This window comes from Thermodesulfovibrio sp. Kuro-1, from assembly GCF_006538445.1.
Taxonomy (GTDB): domain Bacteria; phylum Nitrospirota; class Thermodesulfovibrionia; order Thermodesulfovibrionales; family Thermodesulfovibrionaceae; genus Thermodesulfovibrio; species Thermodesulfovibrio yellowstonii.
In genome coordinates, this window is record NZ_BJKS01000004.1 from 139,605 (window position 1) to 154,721 (window position 15,117).

Consider the following 15,117-nt stretch of genomic DNA (forward strand, 5'->3'; position numbering starts at 1 on the left):
TCTAACTGACCACACTGTCTACCTCAAGTCCATGAGCTTCTATAAATTTTATGTCATCACTATAATGTCTACCTGTAGTTGTAAGATAATTGCCAGTCATTAAAGCATTTGCTCCAGCGATAAAAATCCAGGAAGCAAACTCTCCAAGCAAAGGTCTTCCTCCACATACCCTTATATCTTTATCAGGCAGTATAAGTCTAAATAGAATAATTATTCTTAAAGCTTCCATTGGATTGAGAGGTTTTTTACTTTCCAGAGGTGTTCCTTTAATAGGAGTAAGAAAATTGATGGGAATAGAATCTACATTCAAATTCTTTAAAAACTCTGCCATTTCCTTTCTATCATCCCATGATTCACCTATACCAAAAACTCCGCCAGAGCATATTGAAAGCCCTGTTTTATTAGCATTTTCAAGGGTTTTTACTTTATCAGAAAACTTATGAGTTGTGCATATATTACTAAAAAATCTTTCAGAAGTTTCTATATTACAATGAAGTCTTTCAAGCCCCTTGTCTCTCAAGTAGCATATCTCATCATACTCTAAAAGCCCTAAGGAAGCACAAGGATAAATGCCGATTTTTTTTATTGCTTCAATGGAATTACCAATTTTTTCTAATTCTTTTTTTGAAGGTTTTTTACCGCTAATTACTATAGAAAATCTTTTAACTCCGTATTTCTTGGCTTCCAAAGCTTTTTTTACTATTTCATCTTTTTCAAGCAAAGAATATACAGGAGAATTTGTTTTATATCTTGAAGACTGAGCGCAAAAAGCACAATCCTCTGAACAAAGACCGCTCTTGGCGTTCACAATTGCGCATAGTTCAATTTTTTTACCTTTATATTTTTCCCTTATTGAATTAGCTTGAAATATTAAAGAGTAAATATGACTGTCATCCATGTGTTCTATAAGGTCACTATAATATTCCAGAGAACTCTGTATTTCAGGTTTCAACGCTTCCTCCCTTTATTGCTTGATTATCTTTGTATATCTTAAATCTCTCAAAATAATTTTTCTGCTTTTTACTGCTATAAATGATAAAAATGCTAAAAAAGCAAGAATAAAAAGACGAGCAATAATTTTTGTAGATTCTCCAGCAGTTATTAAGTTACCAAAATCCTTTATTACCCAAAAATATAAAATAAAAGATAAAAAAACTGGAGAAATGAATGCTATTACATAAACAAATGCTCTTGGAAGCTTAATTGAAGTATTTTGAATAAGTTCATTGTAAAAATTATTTATTCCAAAGATCCATATAAAGACAATAATCTCAATTAAACCAAATATGAGAAGCATCACGCATCCTGCCCAGAAATCAAGTTCATCTATAAAATTAGGCATAAAAGCAGAAAAGTGAGCTCCTGTTATCACTAAAATCATTGATACACTTACAGCTTTTGTATGCTCCCATTTCATTTCATCCTCAAATAAAGCTATGATAGGTTGTATAAGAGCTAAGGAAGAAGTGAGAGCAGCAAGAAAAAGTAATAAAAACCATATAAATGAAGCTATCCATCCTAAGGGTAAGTTCATAAGCACTGCTGGCATAGTCATAAATCCAAGTCTGAAAGTTCCTTCCTTAGCAAGTTCTGGAATTGCAACAGCTGAAAACATAGCAAATGCAGCAGGAATGGCAATTGAAGCACCGATTATAACTTCCACAAATTCATTGATTCCAGCAGTCCAAAAGCCTGCCTTGACAACATCTTCCTTTGGTTTAACATAACTTGCATAAACAGCTATTGCTCCCATACCTAAGGAAAGGGTGAAAAATATCTGGCCAGAGGCTTCAATCCAGACTGTTGGGTCTTTAATACCGGAAAAATTTAGATTATAAATAAACTTCAATCCTTCAAGTCCTGCCCAGTCTCTTGCGGAAAGAGATATTATTCCAAGTAAAATACCAAAAATAATTATAGCTGGCATACCTATTTTTGCTGTTATTTCAATGCCTTTTGCAACACCTTTCTGAAGAATAAACCAGTTTATAGCTATAGTAATCAAAAGAAAGATATAGGCAATCATGGAAGGATTTGTATATGTTCTAAAAAATTCTACATATGGTTTAACTGCTTCTTGAGGATTTGCTGTTTTAATAGGCACAGGCATTTGTTTAAAAAGAGACATAAAGGCAAAGCCTAATGTCCACGACTCAATATAGATATAATACATACAAATAAGCACAGGTATAGCAACACCGATTGATCCCAAAATCCTTGCCCAACTACTATGATTGAAAAAAAGTCCCAAAATTCCTGTCATAGAACCATGCCCATGTTTGCCAGCATACCTTCCTATAACCCATTCAATAATCATTAGAGGTAGTCCCATTAATAAAAAAGCAATAAAATATGGAAGCATAAAAGCTCCACCACCATATAACGCAGCCTTTGAAGGAAATCTTAGAATATTTCCAAGACCTACAGCATTACCAGCTGTTGCAAGAATAAGTCCTATTCTTGATTGCCATTTCTCTCGTTTTGCCATGTTATTTATTATAATCATTATTTTTGGCTCAATAAAAGAAATTATTTTAAGTTATAATAATTAAATGCAGTTTGAACCTAAATGGATAGCATGGGAAATCACACGCAGATGCAATCTTAGATGTATTCATTGCAGGTCTTCATCTGAGGAAATTGTAAAAGAACATCCTGATCCTTCAAAGGAAGAGTGTTTTAGAACCATTGATGATATCACATCTTACGCTAAGCCTGTTTTGGTTCTTACAGGTGGAGAGCCTCTCTTAAGAGAAGATTTTTTTGAAATAGCTGCGTATGCTAATAGTAAAGGTTTAAGGGTTTGCCTTGCTACAAATGGGACTCTTGTTAGTGAAGAGATTTGCAAAAAACTTAAAGAAGTAGAGATAAAGATGGTTTCCCTCAGTCTTGATGGACCTAATGAAGAAGTGCATGATAACTTTCGTCAGCAAAAAGGAGCATTTCAAGGGACAATAAATGCTGCTAAGCTGTTGAAAAAATATGGTATACCATTTTTAATAAACTCTTCTTTTACAAAAAGAAATCAAGAGACCATTCCAGAGGTTTATAAATTAGCAAAAGAGCTTGGAGCAACTGCATGGTATATGTTTATGATAGTTCCTACAGGAAGAGCTGAAGAACTTTTAAATGAATTAATCTCCCAAGAAGATTATGAAAAAATTCTTAACTGGCATTATGACATGGAAAAAGGCGAAAAGGATATTCTTGTAAGACCTACCTGTGCACCTCAGTATTATAGAGTTATTTTTGAAAGGTCAAAAAAAGAGGGAGAGAAGTTTGAAAGAAGGTCTCTTAAATTTTCCACAGGTGGAGCAAAGGGATGTGTGGCAGGACAGCTTATATGCCTTATAAATGTGGATGGAGATGTAATGCCTTGTAGTTACTTTTCTCTTCCAGCAGGAAATATTAAAAAACAGTCATTCAGAGAAATATGGGAGAATTCTGAACTTTTTAAAAATTTAAGAGACTTTTCCTCCTACAAAGGACGTTGCGGTGTTTGCGAGTATGTAAATGTATGTGGTGGATGCAGAGCCCGTGCATACTGTATTAAAGATGACTACATGGAGGAAGACCCTTACTGTAAATATATACCACGGAGAGCCAGATGAAAGAAGCCTTTCTTAAAGCTTGTAGAGGAATACGCACTGATTACACACCTGTTTGGTTTATGAGACAGGCAGGAAGATATATGCCTGAATATCAGAAACTCAGGCAAAAATACGATTTTCTCACCATGTGCAAAACACCTGAAATAGCTGCAGAGGTGACACTACAACCTGTAAAAGTTTTAGGAGTTGATGCAGCAATTCTTTTTTCGGATATTCTGATTCCCCTTGAAGCAATGGGGCTCAAAATAGAATTCATAGATGATAAAGGACCTCAGGTTTTACCAAATATAAGAACAGTTGCAGACTTGGAAATCTTGGGAGAATTAAATCTTGAGAAAATAGGTTTTGTCTTTGACGCTATCCGTATTTTAATCAATGAACTAAATGTTCCATTGATAGGTTTTGCAGCCTCACCATTTACCTTAGCAACATATGTTATTGAGGGAGGGTCAACAAAGGAGTTTGTAAATACAAAAAGATTTATGTTCTTAGAGCCAGAAGGCTTTCATAAACTTATGAGCCTTTTTACAAAGGCAACTCAGAAATATCTAAATGAACAAATAAGAGCAGGCGTTCATGCTGTTCAGATTTTTGATACATGGGCTGGTATTCTGTCACCCTTTGATTATGAAAGTTTTGTAAAGCCCTATGTAAAAAGGTTAATTGAATCATTGAAAACTGTTCCTGTGATATATTTTTCTTCAAACACAGCAGGACTTATCAATCACTTAAAAGAACTGAATGCTGATGTTTTAAGTATTGACTGGAGGATTGATATTAAAGATGCCACTGATTTACTGAAAAACAAGCCTTTACAGGGAAATTTAGACCCCTTAACCCTTTTAGGCAGTGATGAAGAACTTTTTAAAAGGGTAGAGAAAGTTTTAATAGGTGCAAGAGGAGCAAAATCACATATATTTAATCTTGGACATGGAGTTAATATTAATACCTCTGTTGATAAACTAAAGAAATTAGTTGATTTTGTGCATGAATTTAAATTTATGGAGGACTGATATGCTAAAAATAGGAGTTTTAGCTTCAGGAAGGGGGTCTAATTTTCAGGCAATTATTGACGAGATTGAGGCAGGGAAAATTCCTGCAAAGATAGAGATTCTCATAGTTGATAATCCTAATGCCTATGCTATTGAGAGAGCAAAAAAACATGGAATTCCTTATCTTTTTATTAATCCTAAGGATTTCCAGTCAAAAGAAGCCTTTTATGAAAAAATACGAGATGAACTTTTATCAAAAGATGTAGAACTTGTCATACTCGCAGGTTTTATGAGAATAGTAAAAAAGCCTTTGCTTGATGCTTTCCCAAACAGAATAATGAATATCCATCCAGCACTGCTTCCTTCCTTTCCTGGCCTTCACGGGCAAAAGCAGGCTGTTGATTATGGAGTTAGAATCAGCGGCTGCACAGTTCATTTTGTAGATGAGGGTGTTGACTCAGGTCCCATAATAATTCAAGCTGCTGTGCCTGTTCATCCTGATGATACAGAAGACAGTCTTTCAGAAAGAATACTCAAACTGGAACATAAAATTTTTCCTGAAGCCATCAGACTTTTTGCAGAAGGAAGACTTAAGGTAGAAGGAAGAAAAGTTAAAATCTTAAACTATAAGCTTCCAGATAAATATTTCACAAATCCAGAAATAGGACAATAAAAAATGGTTCAAAACAGATCAAAAGTTCAAAACAGAGTCAGACCAACTCCTGCAATTGTAAGAAAAGCTATTTTTGATATTTTACGAGATGTAGAGGATAAAATATTTATTGACTTGTATGCAGGCAAGGGTTTTGTAGGTGTGGAAGCACTAAAAAGAGGTGCTAATGAAGTTATATTTGTAGAGAAAGACCCTGTTTTATGCATTTTTATAAAAAATTCACTCCAGAAAAAGAAACTCTCTGATAAAGCAAGAGTTTACAATATGGATGCTGTATCTTTTCTTCAAGACAGTTCTCATGAATATGATATAATTTTTGCAGACCCTCCATATGAATCAGGTGAATTAGAAAAAATATTTAAAATCTTTGAGAATAAAAATCTTATAAAAGAAGGCGGTGTGCTGATATTGCAGCATTATAAAAATGAGTCATTGAGAGAAAAGCTTAAAGGGCTTAAAATACATAAATGTTATAGATATGGTGATACTTTTTTAACTGTTTACAGGAGGAGTGAATAATGACAAAAACAGGAGTCTATCCAGGAACATTTGATCCTATAACAAATGGACATCTTGATGTAATAAAAAGAGCTTTAAAAATTTTTGATGAGCTAATAGTTGCTGTTGCTATGTCAAGTTATAAAAAAACTCCTATTTTTACTGTTGAAGAAAGGGTACACTTCATTGCTCAAACAACAAAAGACCTTAAAAACTTGAAAGTAGAAGTCTTTGATGGACTGCTTGTCAATTTTATTAAAGAAAAAAAAGCTGTTGCTATTGTAAGAGGACTAAGAGCAGTATCAGACTATGAATTTGAACTTCAACTTGCCCATGCAAATAGAAGACTTTTCAGAGATATTGAAACTGTATTTTTAATGCCTTCCGAAGAATATTCCTTCCTTTCTTCAAGCCTTGTTAAAGAAATCGCATATTTTGGGGGTTCTGTAAAAAGCCTTGTCCCACCAATTGTTGAAAAGGCTTTGAGAAATAAATTTAAAAAATAAAATTTTTCTGAACTATTTGACTGTTTATGAAGTTTTTTGATATTGTAAAAGATTATTACTGACAACTTAGGCTAAATTAATTTTAAAGGAAAAAAATCAAATAAATTATGAAAGAAAAATCAAGACAAAAAAGAATCTTAGAGATTAAAAAGAAACTTCTACAACAAAAACAGCAGATTCTTATTGATGCAGGAATTATGCTTTCAAATCTTCCCTCTGAAAGTAATTTATCTGAAATAGGGGATATAGCCTCTCAAGAAATTGATAGAAGCTTTCTTTTGAGATTAAGAGATAGGGAAAGAAAACTTCTAAAAAAAATAGAAAAAACACTGGAAAAAATAAACAATGGTACTTATGGCATATGTGAAGCCTGTGGTGCAGAAATACCTATTGAAAGACTTGAAGCAAGGCCAGTGACTGACCTGTGTATTGAATGCAAGACAGAACAAGAAGAAGCAGAAAAGCTTAAAGAGAGTTAATTCTAAGCAATTCTTCAGGATTTTTTTCTGTAGCAAGTTTTAGCTTATATTCATCAATATTTAATTTTTTAAGCCTATTTATGACATCCTTAAGGCTCATTGAACCACCTTGAAGTTTTTGCATTCCTTTCTTTTGCTTTACCATATCAGAAACCAAAATTATTCTTTCTGGATTTTTAACTTGAAATATCCATTTCAAAAGTTCATCACTTAAATGTTTTCCATCTCCTATTAATTCAATATAAATTTCCTGATTAATAAGTCCAAATCCTGCTATCCCAGGTTCTCTATGGTGAATACCTCGCATGGCATTAAATAAATGAGTTATAAGACGAACACCTGCTTTAAATCCTTCCTCTGCCTCTCTATATGTAGCATCTGAATGTCCCATGCTTACTACTGTACCTAACTCAATACATCTTTCAATCAACTTATAAGCACCAGGTAACTCCGGAGCTACAGTAACTATTTTTATAATGTCTTCAAATCCATAAACAAGTTCTTCAAGTTTATCAATATCAGGCATTAAAAATTTATTACTATCAAGAGCACCAGCCTTTAAAGGATTGAGAAATGGACCTTCAAGATAAGCTCCGTAAATCTTCGCTCCATCTGTTTGATTTTCCATTGCTTTTTTTATAATTGATAGTTTCTCTCTCATTTTATCTAAAGAATCTGGATAAAGACTCAATAAAAATCCATCTGTTTCCTTTTTCCCATATTCCTCTGCTATTAAAAGAATTTGTTCATAATCCTTGACTTCTTTTACATCAAATTTTTCTGTGCCGTGAAAGTGGATATCAAATATGGACATGTTTTATCATAGCATATGATATTTAAAGAAGGAAAAATTAAAATTGAAACAATATTGAAAGAATTATTGCCTTTGGAAGGCGAAGACAGAATAATTAAAATTTCAAAAATTTTTATGAACATACCCTACAAAAAGAACACACTTAAAGGAAGTTTCAAAATAGAGGAAGAATTAACAATAGATTTTGAAGAAGTTGATTGTATGACTTTTATTGAATATGTAGAGGCTTTAAGACTTTCCAACAATTTTGAATCATTCGTTGAAAACCTCAAAGCTGTAAGATATTTTGATAGCATTGTTGACTTTCAAAAAAGAAGACATTTTTTTTCTGACTGGGACTATATTCCTACATTGAAAAACATCACATCTGAGATTGGCATGTCCTATTGTAAAACATCATTAAAGAAGTTAAATAAAATTAACAAACATAAAAGATGGATAGAAGGCTTACCTGTTAGTTTAAAAAAAATCAATTACATTCCACGAAATAATATTAAAAAAATTGTAGACAAACTTCCTTCTGTATGCTATTGTGGATTTTATTCTTCAAAAGAAGGACTTGATGTTGAGCATGTAGGCATATTAATAAATAAAGAAAAGCCCCTTACACTAAGACATGCATCCAGTATAAAAGGTGAAGTAGTTGATGAGCCTTTTATAGAATATGTAATGAATAAAGAAGGCATTATACTTTATAAACCAATATCAGATAAATGGACAGAAGAAAAGAAATAAGAAAAGTTCTACTGATAACTTTATGTTTAAATTTATTGGTTTCTTTTGCCAAAATAATCTATGGACTAAAAGTCAACTCTCTTGCTATTTATTCTGATGGTTTTCATTCTCTCTTTGACGGAGTTAGCAATATAGGTGGCATAATTGGAATATATCTTGCCAGCCGTCCTCCTGATAGAGAGCATCCCTATGGGCATAGAAAATATGAAACTATTTTCGCTGTATTTATTGGAGTTTTAATGGGATTTACATCTCTTGAAATTTTAAAAGGAGCCTACGAGTCTTTAATAAAAACTAAAAGACCTGAATTGGATGAAAAGGCATTTATAATTCTCTTATTTACTATTATCATAAACATATTCGTGTTTACCTATGAAAGAAAGAGAGGAAAACAACTAAAAAGTGAATTTCTAATTGCTGACTCTTCTCATACTAAGATTGATATTTTCATAACCTCAGGAATAATTTTAGCTATAATTTTTATTAAATCAGGTTTTTACATTCTTGACTCCTTTGCAGGCTTAATAATTGGAGTATTAGTAGCCAGAGAAGCATTTATAATACTTAAAGAGTCTACGGATATCCTTATTGATAAAGCTCTTCTTGATAGCTCAGAAATTGAAAGATTAGTAACTACCTGTAATGATGTTCAAGCCTGTGAAGATATAAGAACAAGAGGCACAGCAGGACAGATCTTTGTTGATTTGAAAATTCTTGTTGATTCCTCTATTTCTGTGAAAGAAGGGCATGATATAGCTGAAAGAGTTGAAGCAATAATCAAAAAAGAATTCCCTGACGTAGTTGATGTGGTGGTTCATATTGAACCTGGCAAGAAAATCTAAAGAATTTTTTCCGGATCTGAAAAATCAAATTGATGCAAATAAGCTTCCCATTCAATTGGAATTAAATACTTCTTCTTACTATTGCATTCTTTGCAACAGGGGACAATATTACTTTTTGTTGATTTACCTCCCCTTATTAAAGGAACCACATGATCCATAGTTAACTCATTTGGAGGGGTAATTTTACCACAATAATAACATTTTCCCTTAGATATTTTATTTCGCCACCACGAAGATTTCCTCAAAACTCTGGCTTTTTGTTTTTCTATTTTTATTTCTTCATATGAGACAGCAGGTATGAATTTTTCCATTAACGTCCAAATCTCTTTTTTTCCTCTTCTTCAAAAAACTTCTTATAAAGAATATTCCACTCAGGACTTCCTTCAACAACTTTCTTAGAAAATGATTGAAGTTTTCTTCTTACAACCTCGTCAATTGATTCACCAATTTTTAAAGCCTGTATAAAACTTCTTTTAATTTCTCTTCTTACTTCTTGTTCTTCAACTTTTAATTTAATTAATCCTTTATTTATCAAGCTATTGAATAAAATATGAGATGTATGGGTTATTTTTTCATCTGAAAGCATCATAAGACTAAATTCCTCTGCTTAACAAGTTTTTGTTTTGTCATCTCAAAAAGTTTTCTGTAGTCAAGCTTACTTCTTTCTATTTCAGATTCATATTTTTTAAGAAGTTCTCTTATTTCTTCATTTAGCCTGTCTTCAACCATCAATTCATCAAGAATAATCTGTTCAGCCTCTTGTAAAAGTTGCTCCTTAGACACCATTATTTCGATCATATCTTTTTTTAGAAGATTCTCTATTATATTGTTTGTTATGTATGGTATCCAGTTTCTGGGTATCCTCATTTTTTTTAAATCTCAATATACGGTAATAAAGCAACAGCTCTTGCTCTTTTTATTGCTTTTGTAAGTTCTCTTTGATGCTTTGAACACGTCCCTGTTAACTTTCTTGAGAGAATTTTACCTCTTTCAGTCATAAAACCTCTCAACAGCTTAACATTTTTGTAATCAATAAAATCAATTTTCTCTGCACAAAATCTACAATATTTTTTTCTAAAAAATCTTCTTTGTGTTGACTGTTGCACACTGACCTCCTCTAAAATGGTTCTAAATCTGAATATTCTTCTGGAGGAACCTGATTGAATTCTTCGGACTGAGCAGGTTCTCTCTTAGGAAAAAATCTTATATTATTTGCAATTACCTCAAATTTACTTTTTCTCTGTCCTTCGTATTCCCATCTTCTTTCACGCAGACGGCCTTCAACCAATACAGTTCTTCCTTTATTCAAATACTGAGTACATGTTTCAGCTTGTTTACCAAAAACTATAGCGTCAATAAATAGAGTCTCCTCTCTCATATCTTCTCCCTGTTTATATCTTGAATTAACAGCTATAGGCACTGTGGCAACTGCTACTCCTGAAGGTGTATATCTTATTTCAGGGTCTCTGGTAAGATTTCCTATAAGTATTATCCTGTTAAACATCTCTATCCTTGAGAAGCTATTTCTGAAGGCTCTACAGGAATTCCTTTTATCTCAGGTGGCAAAGCAGCAATTTGATGCTTTGTAAGTTTAAAAACCATGAATTTAAAAACAGGGTCATAAACTTTGTAAAACTCTTCCATCTTCTTTATTGACAAAGCTGGAGCTTTGAAAAGAAATAAAACATAATATCCCATAGTTTGCCTATTAAGTTTATATGCAAGCTTTTTTTTGCCCCAGTTATCAACTTTTAAAATCTCTCCACCATTCTCTACAATAAGAGATGAGATTTTTTTAACCGCTTCCTGTACTTCTTCTTCAGTAAGAGTTGGTAATAGAAGCACTACCTTTTCATAAAAATTATTCATAATATAACCTCCACCTGGATTTTAGCCCTTATCCTTTAGATAAGAGCATGGAGTAAACAAAAGTTACAAATATTTTTATAACATATTTATCATTTTTAAATCAAACTATAGTATTTCAATTTTTTGTTAAGAGTATTCCTATTTATCCCGAGAATCTTTGCAGCTTTTACCTGATTACCTCCTGTTTCATTAATTGCAAGAATAAACAATGCCTTTTCAACTTCCTGAATAACAGTCTCATATAAATTTGAATTCCCAATATTGGCAAATTCCTTCAAAAGATTGCCGAGCTTTAATTCAAGAAAATTTCTTATTGAAAATTGATCATTATATTCACCAAACAAATCCTTAGACGTAAGTCTCTGATGCCTGGTCAGTAAAAAAGCTTTAGCCAAACATTGTTTTAATTGATATGCATTTTCTGTCCATGAATAATCCAATAAAGCATCCTGAGCATCTTTTGATAACTCTTTTTTGGGAAGTTTTAAAAATTCTGAAATCTCTTGCAGAAAAAAATTAGCAAGAGGGATAATATCCTGTTTTCTCTCTCTTAAAGGTGGAATATAAAGTTTCTTTGAATTTAACAAAGCTTCATACAATTCAAAAGTTATTATGCCATTTTTATAAAGCTGTTCATAATCACAGTCAGATATAAAAATAGCACATTTAAAGCATTTTTCTGGATTAAAAAGAAAAGCTGTGTCAATATTTTCAAGATTTTTAACAATATAAACTATATTTTTTTGTTTAAAGGAACTCATTTTTTTATTTAAGTCTTCTGGAATTGCCATAACATCTGGCTGATTCATGTATCCAAGAATTATCTTAACTACATAATCTTTTTCTGTTCCTTTTTCTCCATATAGAAAAAATATCTCATTTTCAAAAGAAAGTTTTTTTATGTCTTCTAAAATTTGTCGCATTGGAGGACTTTTGTATACCTTGGCTAAGTATAGTGGGAAATTGCTATGTTTTATTTCCAGTACACCAAGTTTCATATAATCTCCTACTTATAAAGTTCATTTTCTTCAATATATTTTCTCACATTATCTGGCAACAAATAGCGAATGCTTTTCCCTTTTCTAATCATCTCTCTTAGCATGGTAGAAGATATCCAGAATGGTGAAACTGATATAAAAAAAGCTGTTTTGTCCGAGTTTTTTATTTTAAAACAATTATCTGACTCTTTATATTCAATAAATTCTGAATTCTGTAAATTATTAAAACCAGGTCTTGACATAATGATAAAATCAACCATCCTTAACAAGTCTTCATATTTATACCAGAATTTTAATTCAAAAAAAGCATCAATACCCATTATAAAAAAAAGACTATCCCTTTGGTAAAGTTTTTTTAAATGACTCAATGTATTCACAGTATATGAAGGTTTTTTATGTTTAACTTCAATATCTGAAACTTCAAAAAAAGGATTCCCATTTATCGCTAACTCTGTCATCTTTAATCTATGATTAGCATCTATAATATCTTGTCTTTTTAATGGCGGCACTCCTGAAGGAATAAAAATAATTTTATCAAGAGAAAACTCCTCTCTTACTTCCTCTGCAACTCTTAAATGTCCAAAGTGAATAGGATTAAAAGTGCCTCCTAAAAGTCCTATTCTCATTGCCTTATTTGTCCATTTCCGAAAACGATAAATTTTGTACATGTAAGTTCCTCAAGTCCCATAGGACCACGTGCATGAATTTTGTCAGTTGAAATTCCTATTTCAGCACCCAGACCAAATTGATATCCATCATTAAGCCTCGTGGAAGCATTTACAAAAACCGCAGAAGAGTCAACTTCTTTCAAAAATTTCATAGCTTTATTATAATCCTTTGTTACTATTGAGTCTGAGTGAGCTGAGCCATATTTTGTTATATGTTCAATAGCTTCGTCAATATTTTTTACAACTTTGACATTAAGTACTAAGTCAAGATATTCCTGATAAAAATCTTCCTCTTTTACATCTTTTACTTTTGGATATATTTTTTTTGTTTTTAAACAGCCTTTAAGTTCAACCCCTGCATCTTCAAACTTTTTTAACATATTAGGCAAAAATTTCTTTGCTATGTTTTCATCAACAAGCATTGTTTCCATTGCATTACATGTTGCAGGTCTCTGCACTTTAGCATTAAAGCAAATTTCTTCAGCCATTGCTAAATCAGCATCTCTGTCAACAAAAACATGACATACACCTTTGTAGTGTTTTAATACAGGAATTCTTGAATTTTCTGTAACAGTCCTTATAAGTCCCTCTCCACCACGAGGGATTATAAGATCAATAATTCCTTCAAGTTTTATCATTTCAAGCACAGCTTCTCTTTGAGGGATATCTATATAAGTCACAACTCCCTCGTGCATTCCCTCATCTTTTAAGGCTTCTTTCAAAATCTTTACTAAGGCAATATTTGAATTTATTGCTTCAGAACCACCCCTTAAAACTACTGAATTCCCTGCTTTAAGACATAATCCTGTCACATCTACAGTAACATTTGGTCTTGCTTCATAAATTACACCTATGACTCCTATAGGTACTCTCATCTTGCCAACCTGCATTCCATTTGGTCTGAGCCACATCTTTGTTATTTCTCCAACAGGATCTGGCAGTGCAACAACCTCTTGAAGTCCCTTTATCATTTCATCAATTCTTTTTTCTGTTAAAGTAAGTCTGTCAATTAAAGCCTTAGAAATCCCTTTTTTCTGTGCATTTTCTACATCAATTCTGTTTGCCTTAATAAGTTCATCCTTATTCTGTTTAAGATAATCAGCCATTCTAACAATTATTTTGTTTTTCAAGTCTGTTGATGCTTTTGCTATAAACCTTGAAGATTCTTTAGCTTCCTTTGCTTTGTTTAAAACCAATTGCTTTATCTCCATTTTACCCCCCTTAGAAATTTTCCAATTTGCATATTTTAACTTTTTTTGGTATATTTTATAAAAATATTTAAACAAGGAGGAGGGTAGTATGCCAACACCAGTAGTTGACTATGACCTTTGCGTAGGTTGCGGAAGCTGTGCTGAAGTATGTCCTGAAGTTTTTGAAATGAGGGATGACAAAGCATGGGTAGTTGGTCCTGATAAGTGTTCAACCTGTGATTGTCAGCAAGCTGCTGATCTTTGTCCATCTCAGGCTATCAGATTGGAGTAAGTTTTTGAGGGTGGAGGACGACCTCTGCCCTCAAAAATTAATCTATAAAGCTTTTAGCAAGTTCTAAAAAACCAAAAATTTTTAAATCTAAATAGTTTCCCTGAGTTCTTAATTCATTAAGTTTTTCAAATATTTCATTTACAGGGATTTTTAAAACTTCTATATTTTCACTTTCATCAGGAGGATAACTTTTTCTTACATCTTCGGGAGCTTCTCTGACATTTTTTGCAATAAATACTGTTAGAATCTCTGATGAAAGTCCTGAAGAAACAGGTCCTTCTGCAAGAAAGACAATTTCATCGGAAAATAAACCTGTCTCTTCAATTAATTCTCTTTTTGCCACTTCAATCAAGGACTCCTTCCTATCATTCAATCCTGCCGGAAATTCTATCACATATCCGGCAAGAACTGGTCTGAATTGTCGGATAAAAACAAATTCTTTATCTTTTGTCACAGGAATAACTATAACAATTCCACTACAGTTTACTCTTTCAACAGCTTCCCACTGCCTTATATTGCCGTGGCTGTCCTCGTAAGAAAGCAATACAATTCTAAGATATTTGCCCTGCCAGACTACTTCCTTTTTGAGAATTTTCATCAGGAAAAACTATCCTGGAGGCCAATGCATCTGTCTACCAGCTAAAATGTGAAAATGAACATGAAAAACTGTTTGCCCTCCCTGAGAATTGCAGTTCATAACAACTCTAAAACCTTTTTCATCAACGCCTTTTTGTTCAGTTATTTTTTTTATAACCATAAAAATATGTCCTATGAGTTCTTTATCATTTTCATTTATATCAAGCACTGTAGAATAATGTTTTTTAGGAATCACAAGAATATGAATTGGAGCCTGCGGAGCAATATCTTCAAATGCCATGACCAGATCATCTTCATAGAGAATCTTTGATGGAATTTCTTTTTTTACAATCTTGCAAAATATGCAATTCATT

The 15,117-nt window shown here is 32.5% G+C and carries 23 protein-coding genes; 9 read left to right on the forward strand and 14 right to left on the reverse strand.

Annotation, left to right across the window (positions count from 1 at the left end; genetic code table 11):
* Position 1: 1 nt before the first annotated feature.
* Together bioB and FLY87_RS06630 are read right to left on the reverse strand one after the other, a co-directional pair.
* Positions 2-952 (reverse strand): biotin synthase BioB, encoded by a 951-nt coding sequence (gene bioB / locus FLY87_RS06625; protein WP_012546730.1) that lies wholly within the window; start codon positions 950-952, stop codon positions 2-4.
* A 12-nt stretch (positions 953-964) separates the two neighbouring features.
* Complete coding sequence (locus FLY87_RS06630; protein WP_038058505.1) at positions 965-2,488, reverse strand: sodium-dependent transporter; 1,524 nt, start codon at positions 2,486-2,488, stop codon at positions 965-967.
* Between the two features lie 64 nt (positions 2,489-2,552).
* Between FLY87_RS06630 and FLY87_RS06635 the strand changes: the two genes are divergently transcribed.
* The 6 genes from FLY87_RS06635 to dksA all read left to right on the forward strand — a co-directional run bounded on the left by FLY87_RS06635 (position 2,553) and on the right by dksA (position 6,759).
* Positions 2,553-3,611 (forward strand): radical SAM/SPASM domain-containing protein, encoded by a 1,059-nt coding sequence (locus tag FLY87_RS06635; RefSeq protein WP_012546519.1) that lies wholly within the window; start codon positions 2,553-2,555, stop codon positions 3,609-3,611.
* Entirely contained in the window at positions 3,608-4,624 is a 1,017-nt protein-coding gene (gene hemE, locus FLY87_RS06640; protein ID WP_012545646.1) for a uroporphyrinogen decarboxylase, read from the forward strand. The genes FLY87_RS06635 and hemE overlap by 4 nt, the downstream gene beginning before the upstream one ends.
* A gap of 1 nt (position 4,625) precedes the next feature.
* The gene (gene purN, locus FLY87_RS06645) at positions 4,626-5,276 is read left to right on the forward strand and encodes a phosphoribosylglycinamide formyltransferase (protein ID WP_012545849.1); all 651 of its coding nucleotides are present in this window, start codon (positions 4,626-4,628) and stop codon (positions 5,274-5,276) included.
* A 3-nt stretch (positions 5,277-5,279) separates the two neighbouring features.
* Positions 5,280-5,795, forward strand: a complete 516-nt coding sequence (gene rsmD / locus FLY87_RS06650) for a 16S rRNA (guanine(966)-N(2))-methyltransferase RsmD (protein WP_012544958.1) — start codon at positions 5,280-5,282, stop codon at positions 5,793-5,795.
* Complete coding sequence (coaD, locus tag FLY87_RS06655; protein WP_012545514.1) at positions 5,795-6,280, forward strand: pantetheine-phosphate adenylyltransferase; 486 nt, start codon at positions 5,795-5,797, stop codon at positions 6,278-6,280. The genes rsmD and coaD overlap by 1 nt, the downstream gene beginning before the upstream one ends.
* Before the next feature lie 107 nt (positions 6,281-6,387).
* Positions 6,388-6,759, forward strand: coding sequence for an RNA polymerase-binding protein DksA (gene dksA / locus FLY87_RS06660; RefSeq protein WP_012545075.1), 372 nt, complete (start codon positions 6,388-6,390; stop codon positions 6,757-6,759).
* On the opposite strand, the gene FLY87_RS06665 is transcribed toward dksA, so the two are convergent.
* A complete protein-coding gene (locus FLY87_RS06665) occupies positions 6,746-7,573 on the reverse strand; it encodes an N-acetylglucosamine-6-phosphate deacetylase (protein WP_012546736.1) in 828 nt (275 codons plus the stop codon). The two genes, dksA and FLY87_RS06665, sit on opposite strands and share 14 nt — an antisense overlap.
* 15 nt (positions 7,574-7,588) lie before the next feature.
* On the opposite strand from FLY87_RS06665, the gene FLY87_RS06670 reads away from it, so the two are divergent.
* A complete protein-coding gene (locus FLY87_RS06670) occupies positions 7,589-8,308 on the forward strand; it encodes an N-acetylmuramoyl-L-alanine amidase-like domain-containing protein (protein WP_012545850.1) in 720 nt (239 codons plus the stop codon).
* The gene (locus tag FLY87_RS06675; protein ID WP_012546222.1) at positions 8,287-9,150 is read left to right on the forward strand and encodes a cation diffusion facilitator family transporter; all 864 of its coding nucleotides are present in this window, start codon (positions 8,287-8,289) and stop codon (positions 9,148-9,150) included. The genes FLY87_RS06670 and FLY87_RS06675 overlap by 22 nt, the downstream gene beginning before the upstream one ends.
* Here the strand turns inward: FLY87_RS06675 and FLY87_RS06680 are convergent.
* The 9 genes from FLY87_RS06680 to FLY87_RS06720 form a co-directional block, all read right to left on the reverse strand.
* Complete coding sequence (locus tag FLY87_RS06680; RefSeq protein WP_012545366.1) at positions 9,147-9,461, reverse strand: HNH endonuclease; 315 nt, start codon at positions 9,459-9,461, stop codon at positions 9,147-9,149. The genes FLY87_RS06675 and FLY87_RS06680 overlap by 4 nt on opposite strands.
* The gene (locus FLY87_RS06685) at positions 9,461-9,739 is read right to left on the reverse strand and encodes a DUF507 family protein (protein ID WP_012546416.1); all 279 of its coding nucleotides are present in this window, start codon (positions 9,737-9,739) and stop codon (positions 9,461-9,463) included. The genes FLY87_RS06680 and FLY87_RS06685 overlap by 1 nt, the downstream gene beginning before the upstream one ends.
* Positions 9,736-10,017: a DUF507 family protein gene (locus FLY87_RS06690; RefSeq protein WP_021013194.1), complete on the reverse strand. Its 282-nt coding sequence runs from the start codon at positions 10,015-10,017 to the stop codon at positions 9,736-9,738. Before FLY87_RS06690 ends, FLY87_RS06685 begins: the two co-directional genes overlap by 4 nt.
* A 5-nt stretch (positions 10,018-10,022) precedes the next feature.
* Entirely contained in the window at positions 10,023-10,256 is a 234-nt protein-coding gene (gene rpsR / locus FLY87_RS06695) for a 30S ribosomal protein S18 (protein WP_012545644.1), read from the reverse strand.
* An 11-nt stretch (positions 10,257-10,267) separates the two neighbouring features.
* Entirely contained in the window at positions 10,268-10,654 is a 387-nt protein-coding gene (locus FLY87_RS06700) for a single-stranded DNA-binding protein (protein ID WP_012545299.1), read from the reverse strand.
* Between the two features lie 2 nt (positions 10,655-10,656).
* On the reverse strand, positions 10,657-11,019 hold the full coding sequence (gene rpsF / locus FLY87_RS06705) for a 30S ribosomal protein S6 (RefSeq protein WP_012545875.1): 363 nt from the start codon (positions 11,017-11,019) through the stop codon (positions 10,657-10,659).
* A 95-nt stretch (positions 11,020-11,114) separates the two neighbouring features.
* Positions 11,115-12,017, reverse strand: coding sequence for a helix-turn-helix domain-containing protein (locus FLY87_RS06710; protein ID WP_012546767.1), 903 nt, complete (start codon positions 12,015-12,017; stop codon positions 11,115-11,117).
* 8 nt (positions 12,018-12,025) lie between these two features.
* A complete protein-coding gene (nadD, locus tag FLY87_RS06715; protein ID WP_028841927.1) occupies positions 12,026-12,643 on the reverse strand; it encodes a nicotinate-nucleotide adenylyltransferase in 618 nt (205 codons plus the stop codon).
* Entirely contained in the window at positions 12,640-13,914 is a 1,275-nt protein-coding gene (locus tag FLY87_RS06720; protein ID WP_346429556.1) for a glutamate-5-semialdehyde dehydrogenase, read from the reverse strand. The genes nadD and FLY87_RS06720 overlap by 4 nt, the downstream gene beginning before the upstream one ends.
* A gap of 70 nt (positions 13,915-13,984) precedes the next feature.
* Here FLY87_RS06720 and FLY87_RS06725 point away from each other — a divergent pair, with 70 nt between their 5' ends.
* The gene (locus tag FLY87_RS06725) at positions 13,985-14,167 is read left to right on the forward strand and encodes a ferredoxin (protein WP_012546194.1); all 183 of its coding nucleotides are present in this window, start codon (positions 13,985-13,987) and stop codon (positions 14,165-14,167) included.
* 37 nt (positions 14,168-14,204) lie between these two features.
* Here the strand turns inward: FLY87_RS06725 and FLY87_RS06730 are convergent, their stop codons facing one another.
* A complete protein-coding gene (locus tag FLY87_RS06730) occupies positions 14,205-14,765 on the reverse strand; it encodes an NUDIX hydrolase (protein WP_012545109.1) in 561 nt (186 codons plus the stop codon).
* A gap of 9 nt (positions 14,766-14,774) precedes the next feature.
* Positions 14,775-15,116, reverse strand: coding sequence for a histidine triad nucleotide-binding protein (locus FLY87_RS06735; protein WP_012546430.1), 342 nt, complete (start codon positions 15,114-15,116; stop codon positions 14,775-14,777).
* Position 15,117: the final 1 nt, after the last annotated feature.

Excerpts from the sequence above, each read along its gene's own strand:
- FLY87_RS06735 (WP_012546430.1), bottom strand. The coding sequence starts at position 15,116 with ATGAATTGCATATTTTGCAAGATTGTAAAAAAAGAAATTCCATCAAAG.
- FLY87_RS06675 (WP_012546222.1), top strand. The coding sequence starts at position 8,287 with ATGGACAGAAGAAAAGAAATAAGAAAAGTTCTACTGATAACTTTATGT.
- rpsF (WP_012545875.1), bottom strand. The coding sequence starts at position 11,019 with ATGAATAATTTTTATGAAAAGGTAGTGCTTCTATTACCAACTCTTACT.
- FLY87_RS06690 (WP_021013194.1), bottom strand. The coding sequence starts at position 10,017 with ATGAGGATACCCAGAAACTGGATACCATACATAACAAACAATATAATA.
- FLY87_RS06680 (WP_012545366.1), bottom strand. The coding sequence starts at position 9,461 with ATGGAAAAATTCATACCTGCTGTCTCATATGAAGAAATAAAAATAGAA.
- FLY87_RS06700 (WP_012545299.1), bottom strand. The coding sequence starts at position 10,654 with ATGTTTAACAGGATAATACTTATAGGAAATCTTACCAGAGACCCTGAA.
- hemE (WP_012545646.1), top strand. The coding sequence starts at position 3,608 with ATGAAAGAAGCCTTTCTTAAAGCTTGTAGAGGAATACGCACTGATTAC.
- rsmD (WP_012544958.1), top strand. The coding sequence starts at position 5,280 with ATGGTTCAAAACAGATCAAAAGTTCAAAACAGAGTCAGACCAACTCCT.
- purN (WP_012545849.1), top strand. The coding sequence starts at position 4,626 with ATGCTAAAAATAGGAGTTTTAGCTTCAGGAAGGGGGTCTAATTTTCAG.
- FLY87_RS06710 (WP_012546767.1), bottom strand. The coding sequence starts at position 12,017 with ATGAAACTTGGTGTACTGGAAATAAAACATAGCAATTTCCCACTATAC.
- FLY87_RS06670 (WP_012545850.1), top strand. The coding sequence starts at position 7,589 with ATGATATTTAAAGAAGGAAAAATTAAAATTGAAACAATATTGAAAGAA.
- nadD (WP_028841927.1), bottom strand. The coding sequence starts at position 12,643 with ATGAGAATAGGACTTTTAGGAGGCACTTTTAATCCTATTCACTTTGGA.
- FLY87_RS06635 (WP_012546519.1), top strand. The coding sequence starts at position 2,553 with ATGCAGTTTGAACCTAAATGGATAGCATGGGAAATCACACGCAGATGC.
- coaD (WP_012545514.1), top strand. The coding sequence starts at position 5,795 with ATGACAAAAACAGGAGTCTATCCAGGAACATTTGATCCTATAACAAAT.
- FLY87_RS06730 (WP_012545109.1), bottom strand. The coding sequence starts at position 14,765 with ATGAAAATTCTCAAAAAGGAAGTAGTCTGGCAGGGCAAATATCTTAGA.
- dksA (WP_012545075.1), top strand. The coding sequence starts at position 6,388 with ATGAAAGAAAAATCAAGACAAAAAAGAATCTTAGAGATTAAAAAGAAA.
- FLY87_RS06725 (WP_012546194.1), top strand. The coding sequence starts at position 13,985 with ATGCCAACACCAGTAGTTGACTATGACCTTTGCGTAGGTTGCGGAAGC.
- FLY87_RS06665 (WP_012546736.1), bottom strand. The coding sequence starts at position 7,573 with ATGTCCATATTTGATATCCACTTTCACGGCACAGAAAAATTTGATGTA.
- FLY87_RS06630 (WP_038058505.1), bottom strand. The coding sequence starts at position 2,488 with ATGGCAAAACGAGAGAAATGGCAATCAAGAATAGGACTTATTCTTGCA.
- FLY87_RS06685 (WP_012546416.1), bottom strand. The coding sequence starts at position 9,739 with ATGATGCTTTCAGATGAAAAAATAACCCATACATCTCATATTTTATTC.